The organism is Marinomonas rhodophyticola (genome assembly GCF_026113935.1).
In the GTDB taxonomy this organism is placed as follows: Bacteria; Pseudomonadota; Gammaproteobacteria; order Pseudomonadales; family Marinomonadaceae; genus Marinomonas; species Marinomonas rhodophyticola.
The window spans coordinates 422,303-444,782 of record NZ_JAPEUL010000012.1 but is presented as its reverse complement, the minus strand read 5'-3'; the positions used below and the strand labels follow the sequence as shown (position 1 = coordinate 444,782).

Below are 22,480 nucleotides of genomic sequence, written 5' to 3'. Positions count from 1 at the left end.
TTGCTCTCAATGAAGTCTGATGCAATACAAATCATGCCTTTTACACCCGCCTGATGCATGTCTAACAGAGTGGTATTTAAGTCATCAAGAAACATTTTGTGGTTAAGGTTAACACCAATGTCTATCATAAATTACCTATTTGTTTGGCATGGTTTAAGCTTTCAATATACAGGTCTTTCATCGTCTGTTGAGAAATGTCCTTGGTTGCAAGGCGATTAAATGGGATTTTTTCCCAGCGTCCTGCTTCATATTCTTCAACAATTTTTAATACCCCACCTAAATTGCCTTTGTATTCTAAGAGCGCCGATTTGATGTGTTGTTCTAACGGCAAATCTTTTAACAACAAAGGCAGTTCTTCATCAAGAAAACTAGGCAAATAGGAAAATAGGCCAACCAAGAATGCCCCCTCTAGTTTTGGAAACAGCGCCGCGGAAAGGTTTTGGCAAAAGCATGCGCGAGAAACAGCCATTGAAAACAAACAATCAGGTTTACCCGATACACTGCTTAGCATAGCGACACCGACCCATTTGATTAAATCTCTAATACCGATGATTTCTATGGCACGTTGGGCATTGGCCACATTAAACTGACTTCTGTAAAGCACCGACTGCGTGAGTTTTATAATACGATAGGTCAATGTCGGGTCTCGTTCGATATAAGTAGCTAAAACACGCGGGGAAGACTCGCTGTTATTAAGGGCTGCGAGAAGATCAATTAAAATCATTTTATGAGCTAAAATTCGCTTACCTTTTATCGGTGTAGTTTTGTGAATGAAATTACCGCTAAAAAGCCCATCAGGTGACGCTTGTCGCAGCTGATCAAATTGCTCGGAATGTTCTATCTCATCCATCCAAATTCTCTTAGAGGATAAGAGAGGATGAGCTATTCTTGCTATTGCCTCTTCAGCTGTCAGTTGGTTTAAACTCAACATGGCATAAGAAAACACATTAAATAAGTCGCCTGATAGAGCATCAGGCTCAGGGTTGATGATACCCAGCTGATAACCTTGTAAACGAAGTTCGCAAAGCATATCGAGATGCTCATCAGTTAATGACTTTGCGCTCAAAAAAATGACCATGTGGATATGCGACTGCAAAGGCAAAACACTTAATTCATCTAAATTACTGTGCAAAAAAATAGTTTTTTGCTGAGTTATTTCGATAAGGTTGACATCAACAAATAAGGAGCTTAAAAAAGAGGTCTGTGGCCTTTCTGTTTCATTACTTGGATGCAATAGATAATACGCTGAGGTTTCTGACAATCGGTTCACCAAAGCTTTACGGCAAAAAAGTATATCAGTGTTCTTCATTAAGGGTCCTTGCTAGAAGAGTGACACAAAAAAATACAGTAAGATTTAGCCTTATAGAATATCATGGTTATAATGGATTAATGCCTTAATTTAAAAATGTTTGGAGTAATATATGGCAAGCATGTTAGACGCTGTAGACCAAAGAACCAAGTTGGTTGGTGAAAACCGTTTGGAACTACTGATGTTCCGTCTTGGTGGAATGCAAATGTTCGCAATAAACGTGTTTAAAGTTCAAGAGGTAGTCATGTTACCTAAATTGAACTTAATGCCTCATAGACATCCATCTGTAGCTGGCGTCACGCATTTTCGTGGTAGAACCGTACCCGTTATTGATTTATCTGAATCTATTGGTATGCGTCCTATTGATCGCACCCAACCATGCAACTTGATTGTGACTGAGTACAATAATACGGTACAAGGCTTTATGGTAGGAGAAGTTGATCGCATCATAAACATGAATTGGAATGAAATCCTACCACCACCTGACGGAACTGGGCGTCAACATTATCTTACTGCTATTACTCGGGTGAATGATCGTATCGTTGAAATTATTGACGTAGAAAAGGTGCTTGCTGAAATTTCTCCTTATGACAGCAGAGTGAGCGACCATGTCATTGATAAAGATCTACTCACTTTGGCTAAGGGCTTGGAAGTGTTAGTCGTTGATGATTCCTCAGTCGGTTTGGCGCAATGTCGTTCAACGTTAGACTTTATGGGAATTACCGTTCATGAAGCAACGGATGGTAAACGCGGTCTTGAGAAATTAAAAAAATGGGCGGCCGATGGGGAAATCGTACCTGAAAAATTACTCATGATGATAACCGATGCCGAAATGCCAGAAATGGACGGTTACCGACTGACCCGTGAAGTTCGTGAAGATCCTAGATTAAAAGATTTGTACATTGTTTTGCATACGTCTCTAAGTGGTAGTTTCAACAAAGCCATGGTGCAAAAAGTAGGTTGTGATGACTTTTTGTCAAAATTTCAACCAGATAAACTGGCTACTTTGATTCAAGAAAGAATTCGAAGTGTGGTTGAAAGAGAGTAGCTTCTTGTAAATTATATTTGGTGGTTGGATGAAAAGCAGGCAGATGCCTGCTTTTTTATTCTGATTTTTATTGGGTACTGTGTGCTTGTTATGTTTACCATTGAACTTATCTTTTTATTAATTTTTATTGGTGCCGCAACCGGCGCTACTTTTGCTTCGATTCATGTTTCACCAGCACTCATTGCGGTTCCTACTATTGGCTTTTTTTTACCTGTCTTTGGTCTTTCGTTTTCACAGTATATGTTGCCTATTGTCGCCACTTGCATCACTGCGTTTATACCGACGCATTTATATTCTTGGGTTCAGGCTATGAAACGACAGGATGTTGATTCCCAGAGCCTGATCTATTTAGCGCCTGGAATGGCAATGGGAGCAGTAATCGGTGCTCAACTTCTCTCGATCATCAACCTGTTAACCTTCAAAATCACTTTTTCGTTGATTGCACTCATAGCTGTGATCAATGTTGTGTACGAGTTACGTCAAAGACAGACACCTATCTTATTCATGAATATATTAGGGCGTCTGCCTACCGGCTTGTTTATTGGTGTTTTATCTCTGTTGTCAGGTAACGGTGGTGGCGTACTGGCTAGAAGTCTTTTGAAACAAAAAAACATAACGTCAAAGAATCAACAAGGAACCATTGATGGACTAGTTGTGTTTGCCTCCATTGCGGGTATGGTGGGATTTATTTATCCCGCTCAGGCTCTGAATAGCATAGGCGAGTCAGGCTTTGCAGGTGCTATACATTTACCTTCTTTGCTGGTGTTGGCATGCAGCCATGGTTTTTTTTACTGGCTTTGTCGCCACCAGAGCAACCGATTGGATAAAAATGTTTTGTTGATCAGCTTTATAATTTTTATTGTTTGCTCAGCCATACGAATCTGGCTTTTATAGACACTTACGTGGTGCTATTTTCCAAATAGGATTTGAAAACACGCCATCTAAAATGGCGTGTTTTTTCATTATTCTTAACATTCAAATGACATATAATACATCAAGACTTTAAACAAAAAGGTATGACATGAAAAACACGAGCGATTATGGTGTATTGATGATGAATTTAGGGACGCCGGATGCTCCGCAAACAACTGAGGTTCGCCGTTATCTAAGGGAGTTTTTGTCTGACTCTCGTGTTGTAGATTTAAATCCTTTACTTTGGCAACCCATTCTTAACCTTATTGTATTAACGTTTCGTCCACCAAAAGTCGCCAAGGTGTATCAACAGGTCTGGATGGATGAAGGCTCACCACTGCTCGTACTCAGTCAGCGTCTAAAAGAAAATGTCAAAAAAGCTTTGCTTGAAAAAACTGGGCACTCTATTCCCGTTGAATTAGCAATGACCTATGGTAATCCCAGTGTTGAAAGTGCCGCCAACAAATTAAGAGAGCAGGGCGTTAAAAATATCCTTGTTATGCCTATGTACCCTCAATTTTCGGCGACCACAACGGCGGCAGCCTACGACAGATTGATGAAATCATTGAAGCGCTGCCCACACTGGCCATCCTTACAGTTACTCCATGATTATGCAGATCACCCTTTGTATATCAAAGCGCTTTGTAATTCCATACGCGCACAATGGGACAAACAGGGAGAGCGGCGCCATCTTGTATTGTCTTATCATGGCATACCTAAGCGTTATGTCACTAATGGCGACCCTTATGCACGCCGTTGCGAAACAACAAGCCGTTTGGTCGCCGAAGAGCTTGAGCTAGGAGATCATGAATGGACGCATGTGTATCAGTCACGATTTGGTCGAGAAGAATGGTTAAAGCCCTATGCCGATGTCACATTGAAGGCTCTACCTTCTATGGGAATAAAGAAAATAAATGTAATTAGTCCTGCTTTTTCCATTGATTGCATTGAAACACTGGAAGAGGTCACATTAGAGTTAGGTGATGAGTTTAAACATAATGGAGGTTTGGCATTTGACTATATACCGGCATTAAACGATTCGCCTGATCAAGTAGACCTTTATGTGAGTTTAATTGAAAAAAATACCAAGCAATGGGCACCAGATGATCTTAAATAGCACACTAATTGACACCATCGCCTTTGATGCCGACGATACGCTTTGGCGCAATGAAGATATTTTTATTCATGCCCAAGATGCGTTTATTCATCTACTTTTGGCCTATCATGATGAGTCTTACATCCGCTCTCATCTAGGCGAGGTTCAAGTGAAAAATTTAGAGCACTTTGGTTATGGCATTAAAGGCTTTACTCTTTCAATGATAGAGACCGCCATAGAGCTGACAGAAGGGCGAATTACGGGGAATGAAATACACGAGATCATTCAACTTGCAAAATGCATGCTAGCGTCGCCCGTTGAGTTGTTACCCAATATAAAGAATGTGTTAGAGCAACTAAAAGGACAGTATCGCTTATTGGTGATCACCAAAGGGGATCTTCTTGACCAAGAAAGTAAATTGGCCCGTTCTGGCATAGCGGATTACTTCGACGCTATTGAAATAGTCAGCGAGAAAACCTCAACCGTTTATCAGCAAATATTTCAACGTCATCAGATACCTGTCGAGCGGTTTTTGATGATTGGAAATTCTTTGAAATCGGACATTTTACCGGTTCTAGATCTTGGTGCCCAAGCGATTCATGTGCCTTACCACAGTACTTGGGAACATGAGCAGGTAACTGATGACATATTGCTGCGTTATCATAATTTACATACATTCAGTGATATCAGTCAGCTGATGGATTGGTTAAAAAAAGCGTCCCTAGATAACAGGAGGGCTGTTTAATGAAACAAATAAAAGTCGCAATTTATGCGCTTATTTTTATTTCCAGCGTTGCGATTGCAGATGAAGAAAGCAGCTTTGACAAGGCCAAAGATGGCGTACAAAAGATGTGGGAAAAAACCAAAACTACCACATCAGAAATCGCGGACGCGGCAACTGAAAAAGCGTCTGAGTTGAATAATAAAGCGTCTGAATTTGGCAATAAAGCATCAAAAGAGGCTAAAGAGACTGGTGCAATAGTCTGGGATAAACTGCAAGAAGTTGGAGACGCGACAGCAGACAGCGCTAGAAAAGGTGCCTCAAAAATCAGAAGTCTAGCGGGGCAAGAAGACTGCAAAGAAGACAGTGCACTTTGTGATCAAAATAAAGAGTAGCGCGTGCAGGAAGAAGACAGCAAGTTAATAAGGGGTTCATCAAGTAACTGGGAGCAAGAGTTCCTAGAGCAGGGTGACGATGCCCATATTAAGACGGCTAAAATTCGTTATCGATGCCCAAAATGTGAGAGCCTGCTAGTGTTAAAAACAGGCGCAAATGGCGAGTTTTGGGGCTGTGAATCCTATCCAAACTGCGACTACACGGCGAATAACGAAAACGGTAAGCCTGTTCGGGCAAAGAGGTATTTTTGCCCTGCTTGTAAGTCGCCTCTCAGAAAGAAAAGCTTCAAAGACAACGTTTTTTGGGGGTGTTCTAATTACCCTGAATGCAAAGTCACCGTTGAGGATGACAATGGCATTCCTTCAAGTACAAAAAAGTACCCTTGCCGGGTTTGTGGCCATTACTTAGTGCGAAAAAAGAGCAAAAACGGCTATTTTTGGGGATGTATTACGTACCCAGGTTGTACTAATACATTAAATGATGAAAAAGGGTTACCCGTTTTAAAAAAGAGGCGTTGACCCTTTTTTGCTTGTTGGTGCATTTATTTATTGGCCCATTTAACGCCCGTTCGCAATATCCGATAACGCGTCATCAATATTGTGAAATCGAAAACGAAACCCCCTTTTTTCTAATTTTTGAGGAGCAATTTTAGCGCCCTCAGTCAATAAAGAAGCCATTTCCCCAAAAATAAGATTCAGTGCCCACCCAGGTGTTGGCAACACAGCCGGACGATTTAATGAACTGGCATAGGCCTGAGAGAAGCGCTTCTGAGTAATAAACTGTGGAGCGACTAAATTATACGTGCCTTTATAGGAGGTATCACTCATAGCCGCCATAATAGCGCCTGTTACATCGGCAATGTGTATCCAAGAAAACCACTGCTGCCCGCCCGCAATCGGACCTCCAAGTCCACATAAAAAAGGTAGGCGCATTTTTTCCAAAGCGCCGCCGTTTCCCAATACGACGCCTAACCGAAAGATCACCACTTGGGTTCCGTCATCAATAAACTCATTTGCCGCTTCTTCCCAAGCACGACAGAGCTCATGGGCAAACCCTTGTTTTGGCATGGTTTCTTCAGTAAACGTGCCATGTCGAGAAATACCATAAAATCCAACAGCTGACATGGATATGAGGCGTTTGACAGGATGCTTAAGTGACAACCGCACCTGCTTAGTCAAAGTAACACGGCTTTGAAAGAGTGCTTCTTTACGCTTTGCAGTCCAAGGGCGTGCAGCAATATTTTCGCCCGCTAAGTTGATAAACACATCGATTTGTTCATCCAGTGTTTGTAACAATGGTAATGTAAGTTGAACTATGCTTGGATCCAAGCGAGTGTCCGACGTCTTTTTCACGAGTGCGTATAGCTGATGATCGTTTTTAAGAAGCTCTTTAGTTAAATACTGACCAACAAAACCTGTTGCCCCAGACAATAGAATCTTCATTTACCTTATCCTGTGGATTGCAATGGTCCTTAGTTTACGCATAAAAAAAGAAATAGGATCAATAACTTCACAAATTCACTTGAAGGAGCGTTTTTTTATCAATTTCGCCAGAAGATTTTAAGGTTTTTTAATATGCAGCTTCTTTTTCTAAGACAGGATGGCTAAAATGGAGGAATCGAGAAACATTAGGTATCAAAATGCTACGCAAAGAATACGATCACATCATACTTCTTGCACATGGAAGCCCAGACCCTCTTTGGAAACAGCCCTTCGAATCACTCTATCAGCAAGTTGCTCAGGCGTATGGCGAAAACAACGTTAGTTTAGCTTATATGGAGCTTACCGCACCTTCATTAGAAGATGTGACGGACTTCTTTGCCCAATATATCTATCACATCTTCTAATGAAGGTGCGGTAAGCTCCATATAAGCTAAACTAACGTTGTTTTCGCCATACGCCTGAGCAACTTGCTGATAGAGTGATTCGAAGGGCTGTTTCCAAAGAGGGTCTGGGCTTCCATGTGCAAGAAGTATGATGTGATCGTATTCTTTGCGTAGCATTTTGATACCTAATGTTTCTCGATTCCTCCATTTTAGCCATCCTGTCTTAGAAAAAGAAGCTGCATATTAAAAAACCTTAAAATCTTCTGGCGAAATTGATAAAAAAACGCTCCTTCAAGTGAATTTGTGAAGTTATTGATCCTATTTCTTTTTTTATGCGTAAACTAAGGACCATTGCAATCCACAGGATAAGGTAAATGAAGATTCTATTGTCTGGGGCAACAGGTTTTGTTGGTCAGTATTTAACTAAAGAGCTTCTTAAAAACGATCATCAGCTATACGCACTCGTGAAAAAGACGTCGGACACTCGCTTGGATCCAAGCATAGTTCAACTTACATTACCATTGTTACAAACACTGGATGAACAAATCGATGTGTTTATCAACTTAGCGGGCGAAAATATTGCTGCACGCCCTTGGACTGCAAAGCGTAAAGAAGCACTCTTTCAAAGCCGTGTTACTTTGACTAAGCAGGTGCGGATGTTGCTACTTAGCATCCTGACAAACGCCTCATATCCATGTCAGCTGTTGGATTTTATGGTATTTCTCGACATGGCACGTTTACTGAAGAAACCATGCCAAAACAAGGGTTTGCCCATGGTACTTGTCGTGCTTGGGAAGAAGCGGCAAATGAGTTTATTGATGACGGAACCCAAGCGGTGATCTTTCGGTTAGGCGTCGTATTGGGAAACGGCGGCGCTTTGGAAAAAATGCGCCTACCTTTTTTATGTGGACTTGGAGGTCCGATTGCGGGCGGGCAGCAGTGGTTTTCTTGGATACACATTGCCGATGTAACAGGCGCTATTATGGCGGCTATCGAGTGATACCTCCTATAAAGGCACGTATAATTTAGTCGCTCCACAGTTTATTACTCAGAAGCGCTTCTCTCAGGCCTATGCCAGTTCATTAAATCGTCCGGCTGTGTTGCCAACACCTGGTGGGCACTGAATCTTATTTTTTGGGGAAATGGCTTCTTTATTGACTGAGGGCGCTAAAATTGCTCCTCAAAAATTAGAAAAAAGGGGGTTTTCGTTTTCGATTTCACAATATTGATGACGCGTTATCGGATATTGCGAACGGGCGTTAAATGGGCCAATAAATAAATGCACCAACAAGCAAAAAAGGGTCAACGCCTCTTTTTTAAAAACGGGTAACCCTTTTTTCATCATTTAATGTAATGGTACAACCTGGGTACGTAATGCATCCCCAAAAATAGCCGTTTTTGCTCTTTTTTCGCACTAAGTGCGGCCACAAACCCGCAAGGGTACTTTTTGTACTTGAAGGAATGCCATTGTCATCCTCAACGGTGACTTTGCATTCAGGAGTAATTAGAACACCCCCAAAAAACGTTGTCTTTGAAGCTTTTCTTTCTGAGAGGCGACTTACAAGCAGGGCAAAAATACCTCTTTGCCCGAACAGGCTTACCGTTTTCGTTATTCGCCGTGTAGTCGCAGTTTGGATAGGATTCACAGCCCCAAAACTCGCCATTTGCGCCTGTTTTTAACACTAGCAGGCTCTCACATTTTGGGCATCGATAGCGAATTCTAGCCGTCTTAATATGGGCATCGTCACCCTGTCTCTAGGAACTCTTGCTCCCAGTTACTTGATGAACCCCTTATTAACTTGCTGTCTACTTCCCGCACGCGCTCCTCTCGTTTTGATCACAAAGTGCACCGTCTTCTTTGCAGTCTTCTTGCCCCGCTAGACTTCTGATTTTTGAGGCACCTTTTCTAGCGCCGTCTCGCTGTCGCGTCTCCAACTTCTTGCAGCTTATCCCAGACTATTGCACCAGATCTCTTTAGCCTCTTTTGATGCTTTATTGCCAAATTCAGACGCTTTATTATTCAACTCAGACGCTTTTTCAGTTGCCGCGTCCGCGATTTCCTGATGTGGTAGTTTTGGTTTTTTCCCACATCTTTTGTACGCCATCTTTGGCCTTGGCAAAGCTGCTTTCTTCATCTGCAATCGCAACGCTGGAAATAAAAATAAGCGCATAAATTGCGACTTTTATTTGTTTCATTAAACAGCCCTCCTTGTTATCTAGGGACGCTTTTTTTAACCAATCCATCAGCTGACTGATATCACTGAATGTATGTAAATTATGATAACGCAGCAATATGTCATCAGTTACCTGCTCATGTTCCCAAGTACTGTGGCAAGGCACATGAATCGCTTCGGGCACCAAGATCTAGAACCGCGTAAAATGTCCGATTTCAAGGAATTTCCAATCATCAAAACCGCTCGACAGGTATCTGATGACGTTGAAATATTTGCTGATAAACGGTTGAGGTTTTCTCGCTGACTATTTCAATAGCGTCGAAGTAATCCGCTATGCCAGAACGGGCCAATTTACTTTCTTGGTCAAGAAGATCCCCTTTGGTGATCACCAATAAGCGATACTGTCCTTTTAGTTGCTCTAACACATTCTTTATATTGGGTAACAACTCAACGGGCGACGCTAGCATGCATTTTGCAAGTTGAATGATCTCGTGTATTTCATTCCCCGTAATTCGCCCTTCTGTCAGCTCTATGGCGGTCTCTATCATTGAAAGAGTAAAGCCTTTAATGCCATAACCAAAGTGCTCTAAATTTTTCACTTGAACCTCGCCTAGATGAGAGCGGATGTAAGACTCATCATGATAGGCCAAAAGTAGATGAATAAACGCATCTTGGGCATGAATAAAAATATCTTCATTGCGCCAAAGCGTATCGTCGGCATCAAAGGCGATGGTGTCAATTAGTGTGCTATTTAAGATCATCTGGTGCCCATTGCTTGGTATTTTTTTCAATTAAACTCACATAAAGGTCTACTTGATCAGGCGAATCGTTTAATGCCGGTATATAGTCAAATGCCAAACCTCCATTATGTTTAAACTCATCACCTAACTCTAATGTGACCTCTTCCAGTGTTTCAATGCAATCAATGGAAAAAGCAGGACTAATTACATTTATTTTCTTTATTCCCATAGAAGGTAGAGCCTTCAATGTGACATCGGCATAGGGCTTTAACCATTCTTCTCGACCAAATCGTGACTGATACACATGCGTCCATTCATGATCTCCTAGCTCAAGCTCTTCGGCGACCAAACGGCTTGTTGTTTCGCAACGGCGTGCATAAGGGTCGCCATTAGTGACATAACGCTTAGGTATGCCATGATAAGACAATACAAGATGGCGCCGCTCTCCCTGTTTGTCCCATTGTGCGCGTATGGAATTACAAAGCGCTTTGATATACAAAGGGTGATCTGCATAATCATGGAGTAACTGTAAGGATGGCCAGTGTGGGCAGCGCTTCAATGATTTCATCAATCTGTCGTAGGCTGCCGCCGTTGTGGTCGCCGAAAATTGAGGGTACATAGGCATAACAAGGATATTTTTAACGCCCTGCTCTCTTAATTTGTTGGCGGCACTTTCAACACTGGGATTACCATAGGTCATTGCTAATTCAACGGGAATAGAGTGCCCAGTTTTTTCAAGCAAAGCTTTTTTGACATTTTCTTTTAGACGCTGACTGAGTACGAGCAGTGGTGAGCCTTCATCCATCCAGACCTGTTGATACACCTTGGCGACTTTTGGTGGACGAAACGTTAATACAATAAGGTTAAGAATGGGTTGCCAAAGTAAAGGATTTAAATCTACAACACGAGAGTCAGACAAAAACTCCCTTAGATAACGGCGAACCTCAGTTGTTTGCGGAGCATCCGGCGTCCCTAAATTCATCATCAATACACCATAATCGCTCGTGTTTTTCATGTCATACCTTTTTGTTTAAAGTCTTGATGTATTATATGTCATTTGAATGTTAAGAATAATGAAAAAACACGCCATTTTAGATGGCGTGTTTTCAAATCCTATTTGGAAAATAGCACCACGTAAGTGTCTATAAAAGCCAGATTCGTATGGCTGAGCAAACAATAAAAATTATAAAGCTGATCAACAAAACATTTTTATCCAATCGGTTGCTCTGGTGGCGACAAAGCCAGTAAAAAAAACCATGGCTGCATGCCAACACCAGCAAAGAAGGTAAATGTATAGCACCTGCAAAGCCTGACTCGCCTATGCTATTCAGAGCCTGAGCGGGATAAATAAATCCCACCATACCCGCAATGGAGGCAAACACAACTAGTCCATCAATGGTTCCTTGTTGATTCTTTGACGTTATGTTTTTTTGTTTCAAAAGACTTCTAGCCAGTACGCCACCACCGTTACCTGACAACAGAGATAAAACACCAATAAACAAGCCGGTAGGCAGACGCCCTAATATATTCATGAATAAGATAGGTGTCTGTCTTTGACGTAACTCGTACACAACATTGATCACAGCTATGAGTGCAATCAACGAAAAAGTGATTTTGAAGGTTAACAGGTTGATGATCGAGAGAAGTTGAGCACCGATTACTGCTCCCATTGCCATTCCAGGCGCTAAATAGATCAGGCTCTGGGAATCAACATCCTGTCGTTTCATAGCCTGAACCCAAGAATATAAATGCGTCGGTATAAACGCAGTGATGCAAGTGGCGACAATAGGCAACATATACTGTGAAAACGAAAGACCAAAGACAGGTAAAAAAAAGCCAATAGTAGGAACCGCAATGAGTGCTGGTGAAACATGAATCGAAGCAAAAGTAGCGCCGGTTGCGGCACCAATAAAAATTAATAAAAAGATAAGTTCAATGGTAAACATAACAAGCACACAGTACCCAATAAAAATCAGAATAAAAAAGCAGGCATCTGCCTGCTTTTCATCCAACCACCAAATATAATTTACAAGAAGCTACTCTCTTTCAACCACACTTCGAATTCTTTCTTGAATCAAAGTAGCCAGTTTATCTGGTTGAAATTTTGACAAAAAGTCATCACAACCTACTTTTTGCACCATGGCTTTGTTGAAACTACCACTTAGAGACGTATGCAAAACAATGTACAAATCTTTTAATCTAGGATCTTCACGAACTTCACGGGTCAGTCGGTAACCGTCCATTTCTGGCATTTCGGCATCGGTTATCATCATGAGTAATTTTTCAGGTACGATTTCCCCATCGGCCGCCCATTTTTTTAATTTCTCAAGACCGCGTTTACCATCCGTTGCTTCATGAACGGTAATTCCCATAAAGTCTAACGTTGAACGACATTGCGCCAAACCGACTGAGGAATCATCAACGACTAACACTTCCAAGCCCTTAGCCAAAGTGAGTAGATCTTTATCAATGACATGGTCGCTCACTCTGCTGTCATAAGGAGAAATTTCAGCAAGCACCTTTTCTACGTCAATAATTTCAACGATACGATCATTCACCCGAGTAATAGCAGTAAGATAATGTTGACGCCCAGTTCCGTCAGGTGGTGGTAGGATTTCATTCCAATTCATGTTTATGATGCGATCAACTTCTCCTACCATAAAGCCTTGTACCGTATTATTGTACTCAGTCACAATCAAGTTGCATGGTTGGGTGCGATCAATAGGACGCATACCAATAGATTCAGATAAATCAATAACGGGTACGGTTCTACCACGAAAATGCGTGACGCCAGCTACAGATGGATGTCTATGAGGCATTAAGTTCAATTTAGGTAACATGACTACCTCTTGAACTTTAAACACGTTTATTGCGAACATTTGCATTCCACCAAGACGGAACATCAGTAGTTCCAAACGGTTTTCACCAACCAACTTGGTTCTTTGGTCTACAGCGTCTAACATGCTTGCCATATATTACTCCAAACATTTTTAAATTAAGGCATTAATCCATTATAACCATGATATTCTATAAGGCTAAATCTTACTGTATTTTTTGTGTCACTCTTCTAGCAAGGACCCTTAATGAAGAACACTGATATACTTTTTTGCCGTAAAGCTTTGGTGAACCGATTGTCAGAAACCTCAGCGTATTATCTATTGCATCCAAGTAATGAAACAGAAAGGCCACAGACCTCTTTTTTAAGCTCCTTATTTGTTGATGTCAACCTTATCGAAATAACTCAGCAAAAAACTATTTTTTTGCACAGTAATTTAGATGAATTAAGTGTTTTGCCTTTGCAGTCGCATATCCACATGGTCATTTTTTTGAGCGCAAAGTCATTAACTGATGAGCATCTCGATATGCTTTGCGAACTTCGTTTACAAGGTTATCAGCTGGGTATCATCAACCCTGAGCCTGATGCTCTATCAGGCGACTTATTTAATGTGTTTTCTTATGCCATGTTGAGTTTAAACCAACTGACAGCTGAAGAGGCAATAGCAAGAATAGCTCATCCTCTCTTATCCTCTAAGAGAATTTGGATGGATGAGATAGAACATTCCGAGCAATTTGATCAGCTGCGACAAGCGTCACCTGATGGGCTTTTTAGCGGTAATTTCATTCACAAAACTACACCGATAAAAGGTAAGCGAATTTTAGCTCATAAAATGATTTTAATTGATCTTCTCGCAGCCCTTAATAACAGCGAGTCTTCCCCGCGTGTTTTAGCTACTTATATCGAACGAGACCCGACATTGACCTATCGTATTATAAAACTCACGCAGTCGGTGCTTTACAGAAGTCAGTTTAATGTGGCCAATGCCCAACGTGCCATAGAAATCATCGGTATTAGAGATTTAATCAAATGGGTCGGTGTCGCTATGCTAAGCAGTGTATCGGGTAAACCTGATTGTTTGTTTTCAATGGCTGTTTCTCGCGCATGCTTTTGCCAAAACCTTTCCGCGGCGCTGTTTCCAAAACTAGAGGGGGCATTCTTGGTTGGCCTATTTTCCTATTTGCCTAGTTTTCTTGATGAAGAACTGCCTTTGTTGTTAAAAGATTTGCCGTTAGAACAACACATCAAATCGGCGCTCTTAGAATACAAAGGCAATTTAGGTGGGGTATTAAAAATTGTTGAAGAATATGAAGCAGGACGCTGGGAAAAAATCCCATTTAATCGCCTTGCAACCAAGGACATTTCTCAACAGACGATGAAAGACCTGTATATTGAAAGCTTAAACCATGCCAAACAAATAGGTAATTTATGATAGACATTGGTGTTAACCTTAACCACAAAATGTTTCTTGATGACTTAAATACCACTCTGTTAGACATGCATCAGGCGGGTGTAAAAGGCATGATTTGTATTGCATCAGACTTCATTGAGAGCAAACAAATTCAAGAGTTAAGTCAGGTTCATCGCAATATATGGAACACCTTAGGCTGCCATCCTCATCAGGCAAAGACATGGCACGCTGACAGTAAACGTCATTTTTCGGCACTGATTGAAACCGCTAGACCCGTTGCTATTGGCGAAACAGGGCTGGATTTCAATCGCAACTATTCAACACCTAACGAACAGCGCTATGCATTTAATGAGCAAATTGAATTGGCCTATGACTATCAACTGCCACTTTATCTTCACGAGCGTGATGCCCACACAGAAATGATCGCCACTCTTAGTAAGCATCCAGAGCTAGCACAAAAGTCCGTGGTCCATTGCTTTACGGGGAGTCAAGCAGAGCTAGACAACTACTTAACATTAGGACTGTATATCGGGGTGACAGGCTGGGTATGCGATGAACGTCGTGGCGCCGACTTACAGGCATCTATTCCTCATATACCATTAGATCGATTACTTATAGAAACGGATGCTCCTTATCTTTTACCAAGAAATATTCGCCCCCGTCCGAAAAAAATCATCCAAAGTATTTGCCTTGGGTAGCTCAGGAAGTTGCCAGATTAAAAGGCATCTCATTAGACGAATTGATCAAAGCCACCACGATGAATACCGAAACCCTATTTGGCATTAGCGTGTAGTTTGACATCAGAATGTCATCGGGTTAGCTCTATTACATTAAGTATTTAAAGTAAGGAAAATTGCTGCGATAGCAAACAGGCCATATTCGTCTTAAAAAACGGTAATATACTATCGGCAATGGGAACCGATCTGTTTTTCGATGTAATGCTCATAATCTAGTTCCACTAAATCCTTATCACTCTCGTAAGGCACCACGCCAGACCGCTGATAGACATAATAAACTCGTTTTCGTCCCTTGTTATATTCTAAGGGCAAACCTTGTTCTGCTCTTTTTTGATCTATCATGGCGGCCGCTCTGACATGGGGTGGCTTATTTTTGGTGTAGGAAGACAATGGGCGGCTGAGTTGTTTGCTGTACACCAATTGTTCGTCATACTCACCAGACCTCAGTTTCTCAATGGTTTCTTGGATGTAAGCAATCGGGTTTTCATCATTGAAGATTTTCTCAAACAAGGTACGCTGGAACTGCCTTGCCAATGGTGTCCAATCGGTACGAGCCGCCTCTAGACCTTTAAACACCAGCTCCCCGCCTGATTTACCAGCATAACGCTTTTTACTGCCCTCCTCTTGACCTCTAATCGTTGGCATAAAAAAACGTTCGTAAACACGTTCAAATTCCAATTCTAAGTGAGAATCTAACTGCGCATAGTCTTGACACCATTGTGATAAACAAGCGTTGATTTGCGTGCACAGCTGATTTCCTTGGTGGTAAGGATTTTCATCAGTATCATCCAAGGTGACAAACAAAGAATCTGTATCTCCATAAATGACTTTGGCTCCTCGTTCTTCCATCCAAGCTTGGGTTTTAGCAAGTAATTCATGGCCTCGCATGGTGATCGAACTCGCCAATTCAGCATGATAAAAACGGCAAACATTTGATCCCAGCACACCATAAAATGAATTCATAATGATTTTGATAGCGTAACTTAAAATACTATTGGCCGATTTTTTCGCCACTTCTCTTGCCTGAGCAAGCTCACCAACCAGTGCTGGCAAAATAGCGTGCTGGCGATGAAAGTGTGCGCCCAAGTACCCAGGAACAAGAGTCCCGGGAACAAGCGGTGCTTGGGGGGGATTTCACCTCAACTGAAACCGGCATAACCTGAGCCATGATCCGTGCCAGAGGATCCACATGAAAGGTCCGAATAATACTGGGGTACAAGCTTTTGAAATCGAATACCAATACATTCTTATAGAGGCCTGGAATCGAAGACATAACAAAACCACCCGGGCTGGCAACGAACTCATCATTACTCCACGCTGGAGCGACCCAACCCGCAGAATGCAATCTTGGCAAATACAAATTTTCGAACGCGGCCACAGAACCTCCGGTCTGTTCAAGCGGAATCCCCGTTAAATCAACCCGTGTTTGTTGCAATTCAATAAGTTTTAGTTTTTCAAAAATTCGCATAACCAGATCGCAGTCTTGCAGATTATAGGCAACAAAAGCGTCTAAATCTTCTTTGTGAAGTCGCTCGATTTCTTGCCAACGTTCACTGCCATGAAGCAACTTACCGTCTGCTAGGATTTCTTGGCTCACATGATTCAGACTGTATGATTCAAAATGATACCCTCCAACTTTTAATAAAGTAATGCCGTCTAAGGCAACTCGTCCGGGAATACTTGCAAAATATTTTCCCTGATTATCAGACGAACGAATACTCCAGCTCTCGCCATTCACCCCAAATGCTGGACGAATGCCTAATGCCTGACAACGTTGATCGATAAACTGCAAATCAAAGCCAATCAAATTCCAGCCAATAAAAATGTCAGGAGAATGTTTTTTTACGAAACGAATAAAAGCCAACAACAAACTTTTTTCATCAGAGAAGCGCTGAATCAGCGAGGAGGAAGGCGATTGTTCAGTCACCACAAACGCTACCCGCTGATCTTTAGCGGTAATGCCGATAGACAACAAGGTATTGCTCGACACAGAGGTCTCGATATCGAGTGACCAAACCTTCCATTCGGGCTGCCAATTACTCGGAATAACACGGGCTTGACGAAAGACCTGCTCGCTTGCATCTGGAACACCAATAAAGCGAACAGCGCCTCGGATATTACGCTCCATTAAATAACGATTATGCGCTTTGATATCTTCTTCAAAAACCGCATAACCCTTTTGCTTAATGAAGTTTAGCATTTGCTGGTGGAGCGTCAGGCTATGACTTTGCACCAATACAACGGGTTCGTTATCAAAGGATCGGTAATGTGATTCAGTACACTGAACACCCACCACGTCCTGTGGCAAACTAGTAAGCGGTGCATTGGTAAAAAACACACTCAGTTGTCGGTCAGGAAGAACTTTAACGGTTCCTTGAGGTGTTTTTATGAAGAGACTCATTTCAATGTAGCCGTCAACATCACGCGTTTGACGGCTGACAATATAGCCCATTTTTTCTACAAACATAGCAACCCGTCTACTCTATGAAAAAGTACCAGAGACCGCTTTGTGACATGGCAAATCCGTTGCCATGTCACAAAGCCTTGTCATTACAACCCACGCAATAACAGCATGGGAGGCACTTTTAGCACAGTCCGACTGGCAAATACACCAATGGTTGCAATAACGCACACACCAATGACAGGAACTAATACCCACAGTAATGGATGAACACTGGCTTGTGAGTTAAACACAAAGACTTGCAAACCAAACAAACACGCTTCAGCACCAAGCGCGGCAATAAGACCCGCAAAGAAGCCAAGCGCACCAAATTCTACTAAAAGAGCCTGTCTGACCAAGGCACTTTTTGCTCCTAACACTCGTAATAAGGCCCCTTCTTCCAACCTTTCTTCTAGCGTCGACCGTACACTTGCGAGCAGCACCAGAGCACCTGCACTCAAAATGCAAAACAACACAAGTTGAATGGCTTTTGACAACTGACCAATAATGCTCTGAATCTGCTTAAGAATGTCACCAACGTTCAAAATGGACACGGTTGGGAACTGTGACATCGCCTTATAGAATGGTTGTGCTGTCTTTTCATCGATAAATAAACTGCTAACAAAGTTGGCAGGATAATCTTCCAATGCACTCTTCGGCAACATCAGATAAAAGTTAGGTTGCATCGACCCCCAATCTACTGTGCGTATCGACGTAATCGGCAAGGTGATAATATTGCCCCCTATATTAATAGTAAGTTCATCACCTAATGAAAGCTTGGCTTCTTGAGCCGCTTTTTGTTCCACTGACAGCCCATTGGCCGAAAAATCTCCTGCCACCAGTTCATTGCCTTTTCCTATACTGTCCGACCAAGTAAGGTTTAGCTCTCGTTCGTACAGCTCAGGCTCTCCTCTTTCTTCTGGATAAAGCGCTTCGACTGACTCGCCATTGGCTTCGATAACTCGACCACGGACCATAGGATACCAATCTGATCGCGGTACGTTTAACGCGTCGGTCGCGTCATTGATGGACTCAATTTGTTCAGCTTGAACATTGAAAAGATAATGGTTTGGTGCGTCTTCTGGCAGCTGTTGTTGCCAGTCTGCAATCAAATTAGATTTCACACCGATCAAAATCAAGGTGAGCATAATAATAAGCGTGAACACCAACAGCTGAAATAAATTCGGGACCAATCGTCGATACAAAGACGCCAACCCAATTTGCCAGCCACTTGTTGCCCCCGATGTTAGCGAGCGGCCTAATTTAAATGCCATCCAACCAACACCAGCAACAAACAACGCAATCGCTGAGATCGCGACTGTCATAATGCTTGGCAATAGAAAACCATTGGTGTATAGGCACATTAATCCGTACATACCCATAAAACCAATTACGTAAATAAATACCGTATTTAGCTCAACCTTGGCATTTGGCTGCAATACCGACAAGGGCGAAATCTTTATTAAATGGGACATAAGTGGTAAACAAAACACCAGCATCGAGATGGCGCCAGTCGCAGCCCCAAGCCACAAACGAGAAACAGAAGGTTCTGGTAAGGCGGTAGACATTAAACCGGAAAGAATCGAAGCGATGAGTTCTTGTATTGCCCAACCAATTCCTAGGCCAATCAGCGCACCGGCTAGAAAAAGCGTAAAGAGCTGCTGAAAAAACACTTTACCTAATAATTTAGGCGTGGCACCAAGGGTTTTTAAAATAGCGACTTGCATCAAATGGCGTTTTACAAATCGAGCCGAGGCAAGCGCCATAGCCACACCAGACATGATAACAGCCAGCGTTCCTGCTAACAGTAAAAACGACTCAGCTCGGCCAATGGTATCACCAATACGCTCACCGCGCTGCGTTGGGGTCTGCCAACGTTGACCGTCGCTTAATCGCGGTGTAATCCAGTCTTCATATTCACTAAGCGCAGTACGCTCACCAGCCAATAACAGAGAATAGCGCACACGACTACCAGGAATAATCACGTTTGTAGAGGCAAGATCCGCCATGTTCATGACCGCACGCGGAGAGATCGCAAAGGCCGATGTGCTAGAGCCAGGATCGCGTACTAAATATTTTGTGACGGTGAAAGTGGCATCACCAACGTCAACTTGATTGCCAATCTGAACATTTAACAGACTGGCAAGACGTGAAGAAACCCAAATCTCGCCCGGTTGGGGTGACTCAGTCGAAGGTTGCCCTGATCCAAACAAAGTGTCATCAACAAGGTAAGCGCCTTTTAGTGGGTAGCCTTCTGTCACAGCACTTAGTTGGGAAAGCTGAAGCGAGTTATCAGCAAACATCATGGTCGTAAAAGAGGTTCGCTCCGCATAGCGTAGCGATAACGCCTCTGCTTTTACTTTCCACTCATCTGGTAGCTCATCATCTGAGCGCACCAAACGGTCCGCTGCCAATAAATTGGCCGATTCTTGTTCAAAAGATAATTGCAGGCGATCGATAAACAACCCAATCGAGGTGACTGTGCTCACTGAAATAACCAACGCCAGTAACAGCGTGAGAAGATCTCCACTGCGAAGGTCTCTTAACATTAGACGAAAAGTAAAACTCATAGGGATTTTTCCGTTAGCTGACCTGCAGACATCACTAATTGACGATCACACATTTTGGCAAGTTCATTATCATGAGTCACCATCACCAAGGTAGTACCTTGTGATTGGTTGAGTTCAAACAACAGCTTGATAATGAGCTTACCGTTTTCTTCATCCAAATTCCCTGTTGGTTCATCAGCGAAGAGTATTTTAGGGTTGGAAGCAAAAGCACGAGCAATAGCCACACGCTGTTGCTCGCCGCCAGAAAGCTGATTAGGGTAATGGGTCAATCGGTGTGACAACCCCACCTTGTCCAGTAAAACCTCCGCTTTCTTGCGGGCCTCTTTGTCACCTTTGAGTTCCGCTGGAAGCATGACATTTTCAAGTGCTTGCAAACTTGGTAACAGGTGAAAAGATTGAAAGACGAAACCGACGTATTCACCACGGATTAGCGCCCTGCGCTCTTCTGATTGACCGGAAAACGCTTGCTCATAAAGAAACACCTCACCTGACGTATTAACATCAAGTCCCGCTAGCAAACCCAACAAGGTAGACTTTCCTGATCCAGATGCCCCCACAATGGCGACCGACTCACTTTCCTTAATTTCCATATTAATTCCTTTCAATATGGTTAAATCTCCTGTATTTGACGTCACTGTGTGGGTTAAATTAGATACTTTAATCGCCGTATTGCTAGCCATAGTTATTCACTCTAGAAGGGTTCATATGTTTTTTAAAAGACAACTCAGAAAACTGCTCACAATCACAGCTCTGTTGTTTATTAGTTCATTCGCGTCGGCTTCTACTTTGCTTGTTATGGGTGACAGCCTTAGCGCAGCTTATAACTTACGACAACAAGATGGCTGGGTTAGTTTACTTGAAAATCAACTTTCTCAATCCCATCCTGATATAAAAGTAGTCAATGCCAGTGTCAGCGGTGAAACAACGCAAGGTGGTTTGTCTCGATTTAGCGCTCTCTTAACCACCCACAAACCAAGCTGGGTAGTATTAGAGCTTGGTGCCAATGATGCTTTACGTGGTTACCCGCTTGATCAGACCACATTAAATTTAGAAAAAATGATTGAGCAAGCTCAACAAGCTAATGCTGTTGTTTTACTAGTTGGCAACCAAATTCCACAAAATTATGGCCAACGCTACACACAAATGTTTTTCAACATGTACAAAGACATAGCAAATAAATACGAGCTTGCCTACTTACCTTTTATGCTCAAAGATGTCGCATTAAACAAAAATTTAATGCAGAGCGATGGCCTACATCCTAATAAAGAAGGCCAACCCATTGTACTGCAAAACATTCTGCCATATTTACAACCACTCTTAGACAAAAATAAGGAAAAGTAAATGAAAGCGGTATTTTTAGACAGAGGATCTTTTCCAAGTCATGTGTCCATTACCTTACCAGCTTGCATCAAGACGCTGGTTGAATATGAAAATACTGCTACAGAAAAAGTAGCAGAGCGCATTAAAGACGCTGACATTGTACTAACCAATAAAGTGGTACTGAAGCGTGATGCCCTTCACCAAGCTTCTAACTTACGCTTGGTTCAGGTCATGGCGACAGGCATGAATAATGTAGATTTAGAGGCGTGTGCACAAAGCAATATCGCCGTGCAAAACGTAGCGGATTATTCCACAATCAGCGTGCCTGAACATACTTTCGCTATGCTACTGGCACTAAGAAGAAACTTAGTCGCGTATCTGGACGATGTAAAAGCAGGTAAATGGGCTGATTCCGAGTATTTTTGTTTTCTCGACTATCCTATTAAAGATTTGTCAGGCTCGACCATGGTAATTATTGGTGCAGGAACTTTAGGCAAGAAAGTCGCGACCATCGCTTCGGCTTTTGGTATGAGGATCCTGTTTGCGGAACGCAAAGGCGCTACCATTATTCGAGACGGGTATGTTGAATTTGAAAGCGCTTTAAAAAGTGCGGACGTTATCAGCGTGAATTGTCCACTTACGGCAGAAAGTAAAAACCTTATTGGAAGCAGCGAATTCGCTTTAATGAAACCAGAGTGCTTGTTGCTCAATATCAGTCGCGGTGGCATTGTTGACGAGTACGCATTAAAACATGCCTTAGAACACGGTCAGATTTCAGGGGCGGCGTTCGACGTTGCCACACAAGAGCTCCATGCCAATAGATCATCCCCTTCAGGCCCTTACGAAATCCCCCAACTTTTTACTCACCCCTCATATAGCTTGGGCCAGCAATGAGGCCATGCAAACCTTGGTCAACATGGCAATGGATAAAATAGCGTCTTTTGT

The 22,480-nt window shown here is 42.4% G+C and carries 29 protein-coding genes; 15 read left to right on the top strand and 14 right to left on the bottom strand.

Features of this window, described 5'->3' with window-relative positions:
• Window positions 1-124: 124 nt before the first annotated feature.
• Window positions 125-1,309: an EAL and HDOD domain-containing protein gene (locus ONZ52_RS24400; protein ID WP_265221131.1), complete on the bottom strand. Its 1,185-nt coding sequence runs from the start codon at window positions 1,307-1,309 to the stop codon at window positions 125-127.
• A 112-nt stretch (window positions 1,310-1,421) separates the two neighbouring features.
• Here ONZ52_RS24400 and ONZ52_RS24395 point away from each other — a divergent pair, with 112 nt between their 5' ends.
• From ONZ52_RS24395 to ONZ52_RS24370, 6 genes are all read left to right on the top strand, one after another.
• Window positions 1,422-2,357, top strand: a complete 936-nt coding sequence (locus tag ONZ52_RS24395; RefSeq protein WP_265221132.1) for a chemotaxis protein CheV — start codon at window positions 1,422-1,424, stop codon at window positions 2,355-2,357.
• A 90-nt stretch (window positions 2,358-2,447) separates the two neighbouring features.
• On the top strand, window positions 2,448-3,251 hold the full coding sequence (locus ONZ52_RS24390) for a sulfite exporter TauE/SafE family protein (RefSeq protein WP_265221133.1): 804 nt from the start codon (window positions 2,448-2,450) through the stop codon (window positions 3,249-3,251).
• Window positions 3,252-3,378: 127 nt separating this feature from the next.
• A complete protein-coding gene (hemH, locus tag ONZ52_RS24385; protein ID WP_265221134.1) occupies window positions 3,379-4,386 on the top strand; it encodes a ferrochelatase in 1,008 nt (335 codons plus the stop codon).
• Window positions 4,373-5,110 (top strand): HAD family hydrolase, encoded by a 738-nt coding sequence (locus ONZ52_RS24380; protein ID WP_265221146.1) that lies wholly within the window; start codon window positions 4,373-4,375, stop codon window positions 5,108-5,110. Before hemH (ONZ52_RS24385) ends, ONZ52_RS24380 begins: the two co-directional genes overlap by 14 nt.
• The gene (locus ONZ52_RS24375; RefSeq protein ID WP_265221145.1) at window positions 5,110-5,481 is read left to right on the top strand and encodes a hypothetical protein; all 372 of its coding nucleotides are present in this window, start codon (window positions 5,110-5,112) and stop codon (window positions 5,479-5,481) included. The genes ONZ52_RS24380 and ONZ52_RS24375 overlap by 1 nt, the downstream gene beginning before the upstream one ends.
• A gap of 3 nt (window positions 5,482-5,484) precedes the next feature.
• Window positions 5,485-6,000, top strand: a complete 516-nt coding sequence (locus tag ONZ52_RS24370; protein ID WP_265221144.1) for a DNA topoisomerase family protein — start codon at window positions 5,485-5,487, stop codon at window positions 5,998-6,000.
• Between the two features lie 39 nt (window positions 6,001-6,039).
• On the opposite strand, the gene ONZ52_RS24365 is transcribed toward ONZ52_RS24370, so the two are convergent.
• Window positions 6,040-6,924: a TIGR01777 family oxidoreductase gene (locus ONZ52_RS24365; RefSeq protein WP_265221143.1), complete on the bottom strand. Its 885-nt coding sequence runs from the start codon at window positions 6,922-6,924 to the stop codon at window positions 6,040-6,042.
• Window positions 6,925-7,121: 197 nt separating this feature from the next.
• Here ONZ52_RS24365 and ONZ52_RS24360 point away from each other — a divergent pair, with 197 nt between their 5' ends.
• The gene (locus tag ONZ52_RS24360) at window positions 7,122-7,328 is read left to right on the top strand and encodes a sirohydrochlorin chelatase (RefSeq protein WP_265221142.1); all 207 of its coding nucleotides are present in this window, start codon (window positions 7,122-7,124) and stop codon (window positions 7,326-7,328) included.
• Here the strand turns inward: ONZ52_RS24360 and ONZ52_RS24355 are convergent.
• Window positions 7,278-7,484: a sirohydrochlorin chelatase gene (locus ONZ52_RS24355; protein WP_265221141.1), complete on the bottom strand. Its 207-nt coding sequence runs from the start codon at window positions 7,482-7,484 to the stop codon at window positions 7,278-7,280. The genes ONZ52_RS24360 and ONZ52_RS24355 overlap by 51 nt on opposite strands.
• A gap of 197 nt (window positions 7,485-7,681) precedes the next feature.
• Between ONZ52_RS24355 and ONZ52_RS24350 the strand changes: the two genes are divergently transcribed.
• The 3 genes from ONZ52_RS24350 to ONZ52_RS25545 all read left to right on the top strand — a co-directional run bounded on the left by ONZ52_RS24350 (window position 7,682) and on the right by ONZ52_RS25545 (window position 8,536).
• Window positions 7,682-8,146: an NAD-dependent epimerase/dehydratase family protein gene (locus ONZ52_RS24350; RefSeq protein ID WP_265221140.1), complete on the top strand. Its 465-nt coding sequence runs from the start codon at window positions 7,682-7,684 to the stop codon at window positions 8,144-8,146.
• Entirely contained in the window at window positions 8,143-8,307 is a 165-nt protein-coding gene (locus ONZ52_RS24345) for a hypothetical protein (RefSeq protein ID WP_265221139.1), read from the top strand. Before ONZ52_RS24350 ends, ONZ52_RS24345 begins: the two co-directional genes overlap by 4 nt.
• A 142-nt stretch (window positions 8,308-8,449) precedes the next feature.
• On the top strand, window positions 8,450-8,536 hold the full coding sequence (locus tag ONZ52_RS25545; protein WP_428981205.1) for a hypothetical protein: 87 nt from the start codon (window positions 8,450-8,452) through the stop codon (window positions 8,534-8,536).
• Window positions 8,537-8,623: 87 nt separating this feature from the next.
• Here ONZ52_RS25545 and ONZ52_RS24340 read toward each other — a convergent pair whose 3' ends face one another.
• The 7 genes from ONZ52_RS24340 to ONZ52_RS24310 all read right to left on the bottom strand — a co-directional run bounded on the left by ONZ52_RS24340 (window position 8,624) and on the right by ONZ52_RS24310 (window position 13,193).
• Window positions 8,624-8,722, bottom strand: coding sequence for a hypothetical protein (locus ONZ52_RS24340; RefSeq protein WP_265221138.1), 99 nt, complete (start codon window positions 8,720-8,722; stop codon window positions 8,624-8,626).
• 79 nt (window positions 8,723-8,801) lie between these two features.
• Window positions 8,802-8,990, bottom strand: coding sequence for a topoisomerase DNA-binding C4 zinc finger domain-containing protein (locus ONZ52_RS24335; RefSeq protein ID WP_265221137.1), 189 nt, complete (start codon window positions 8,988-8,990; stop codon window positions 8,802-8,804).
• Window positions 8,991-9,344: 354 nt separating this feature from the next.
• A complete protein-coding gene (locus tag ONZ52_RS24330; protein ID WP_265221136.1) occupies window positions 9,345-9,503 on the bottom strand; it encodes a hypothetical protein in 159 nt (52 codons plus the stop codon).
• Between the two features lie 211 nt (window positions 9,504-9,714).
• Window positions 9,715-10,242, bottom strand: coding sequence for an HAD family hydrolase (locus ONZ52_RS24325; RefSeq protein ID WP_265221135.1), 528 nt, complete (start codon window positions 10,240-10,242; stop codon window positions 9,715-9,717).
• The gene (gene hemH, locus ONZ52_RS24320; protein WP_265221134.1) at window positions 10,229-11,236 is read right to left on the bottom strand and encodes a ferrochelatase; all 1,008 of its coding nucleotides are present in this window, start codon (window positions 11,234-11,236) and stop codon (window positions 10,229-10,231) included. The genes ONZ52_RS24325 and hemH (ONZ52_RS24320) overlap by 14 nt, the downstream gene beginning before the upstream one ends.
• A 127-nt stretch (window positions 11,237-11,363) precedes the next feature.
• The gene (locus ONZ52_RS24315; protein WP_265221133.1) at window positions 11,364-12,167 is read right to left on the bottom strand and encodes a sulfite exporter TauE/SafE family protein; all 804 of its coding nucleotides are present in this window, start codon (window positions 12,165-12,167) and stop codon (window positions 11,364-11,366) included.
• A gap of 90 nt (window positions 12,168-12,257) precedes the next feature.
• Window positions 12,258-13,193: a chemotaxis protein CheV gene (locus ONZ52_RS24310; protein WP_265221132.1), complete on the bottom strand. Its 936-nt coding sequence runs from the start codon at window positions 13,191-13,193 to the stop codon at window positions 12,258-12,260.
• A gap of 111 nt (window positions 13,194-13,304) precedes the next feature.
• On the opposite strand from ONZ52_RS24310, the gene ONZ52_RS24305 reads away from it, so the two are divergent.
• Genes ONZ52_RS24305 through ONZ52_RS25115 form a run of 3 tightly spaced genes read left to right on the top strand, consistent with a single transcriptional unit; the run spans window position 13,305 to window position 15,261 of the window.
• Window positions 13,305-14,489 carry an EAL and HDOD domain-containing protein gene (locus ONZ52_RS24305; protein ID WP_265221131.1) on the top strand — a complete coding sequence of 395 codons (1,185 nt, stop codon included), beginning with the start codon at window positions 13,305-13,307 and terminating at the stop codon, window positions 14,487-14,489.
• Window positions 14,486-15,166, top strand: a complete 681-nt coding sequence (locus ONZ52_RS24300) for a TatD family hydrolase (RefSeq protein WP_265221129.1) — start codon at window positions 14,486-14,488, stop codon at window positions 15,164-15,166. Before ONZ52_RS24305 ends, ONZ52_RS24300 begins: the two co-directional genes overlap by 4 nt.
• Complete coding sequence (locus ONZ52_RS25115) at window positions 15,154-15,261, top strand: hypothetical protein (RefSeq protein WP_265221127.1); 108 nt, start codon at window positions 15,154-15,156, stop codon at window positions 15,259-15,261. The genes ONZ52_RS24300 and ONZ52_RS25115 overlap by 13 nt, the downstream gene beginning before the upstream one ends.
• A 109-nt stretch (window positions 15,262-15,370) precedes the next feature.
• On the opposite strand, the gene ONZ52_RS24290 is transcribed toward ONZ52_RS25115, so the two are convergent.
• The 4 genes from ONZ52_RS24290 to ONZ52_RS24275 all read right to left on the bottom strand — a co-directional run bounded on the left by ONZ52_RS24290 (window position 15,371) and on the right by ONZ52_RS24275 (window position 20,895).
• A complete protein-coding gene (locus ONZ52_RS24290) occupies window positions 15,371-16,258 on the bottom strand; it encodes a DNA polymerase domain-containing protein (RefSeq protein ID WP_265221126.1) in 888 nt (295 codons plus the stop codon).
• On the bottom strand, window positions 16,239-17,672 hold the full coding sequence (locus ONZ52_RS24285) for a 3'-5' exonuclease (RefSeq protein ID WP_265221125.1): 1,434 nt from the start codon (window positions 17,670-17,672) through the stop codon (window positions 16,239-16,241). Before ONZ52_RS24285 ends, ONZ52_RS24290 begins: the two co-directional genes overlap by 20 nt.
• A gap of 83 nt (window positions 17,673-17,755) precedes the next feature.
• Window positions 17,756-20,215: an ABC transporter permease gene (locus ONZ52_RS24280; RefSeq protein ID WP_265221124.1), complete on the bottom strand. Its 2,460-nt coding sequence runs from the start codon at window positions 20,213-20,215 to the stop codon at window positions 17,756-17,758.
• Window positions 20,212-20,895 carry an ABC transporter ATP-binding protein gene (locus ONZ52_RS24275; protein ID WP_265221123.1) on the bottom strand — a complete coding sequence of 228 codons (684 nt, stop codon included), beginning with the start codon at window positions 20,893-20,895 and terminating at the stop codon, window positions 20,212-20,214. Before ONZ52_RS24275 ends, ONZ52_RS24280 begins: the two co-directional genes overlap by 4 nt.
• Before the next feature lie 25 nt (window positions 20,896-20,920).
• Between ONZ52_RS24275 and ONZ52_RS24270 the strand changes: the two genes are divergently transcribed.
• Window positions 20,921-21,556 carry an arylesterase gene (locus tag ONZ52_RS24270; RefSeq protein WP_265221122.1) on the top strand — a complete coding sequence of 212 codons (636 nt, stop codon included), beginning with the start codon at window positions 20,921-20,923 and terminating at the stop codon, window positions 21,554-21,556.
• A complete protein-coding gene (locus ONZ52_RS24265) occupies window positions 21,557-22,429 on the top strand; it encodes a D-2-hydroxyacid dehydrogenase (protein WP_265221121.1) in 873 nt (290 codons plus the stop codon).
• Window positions 22,430-22,480 lie beyond the last annotated feature (51 nt).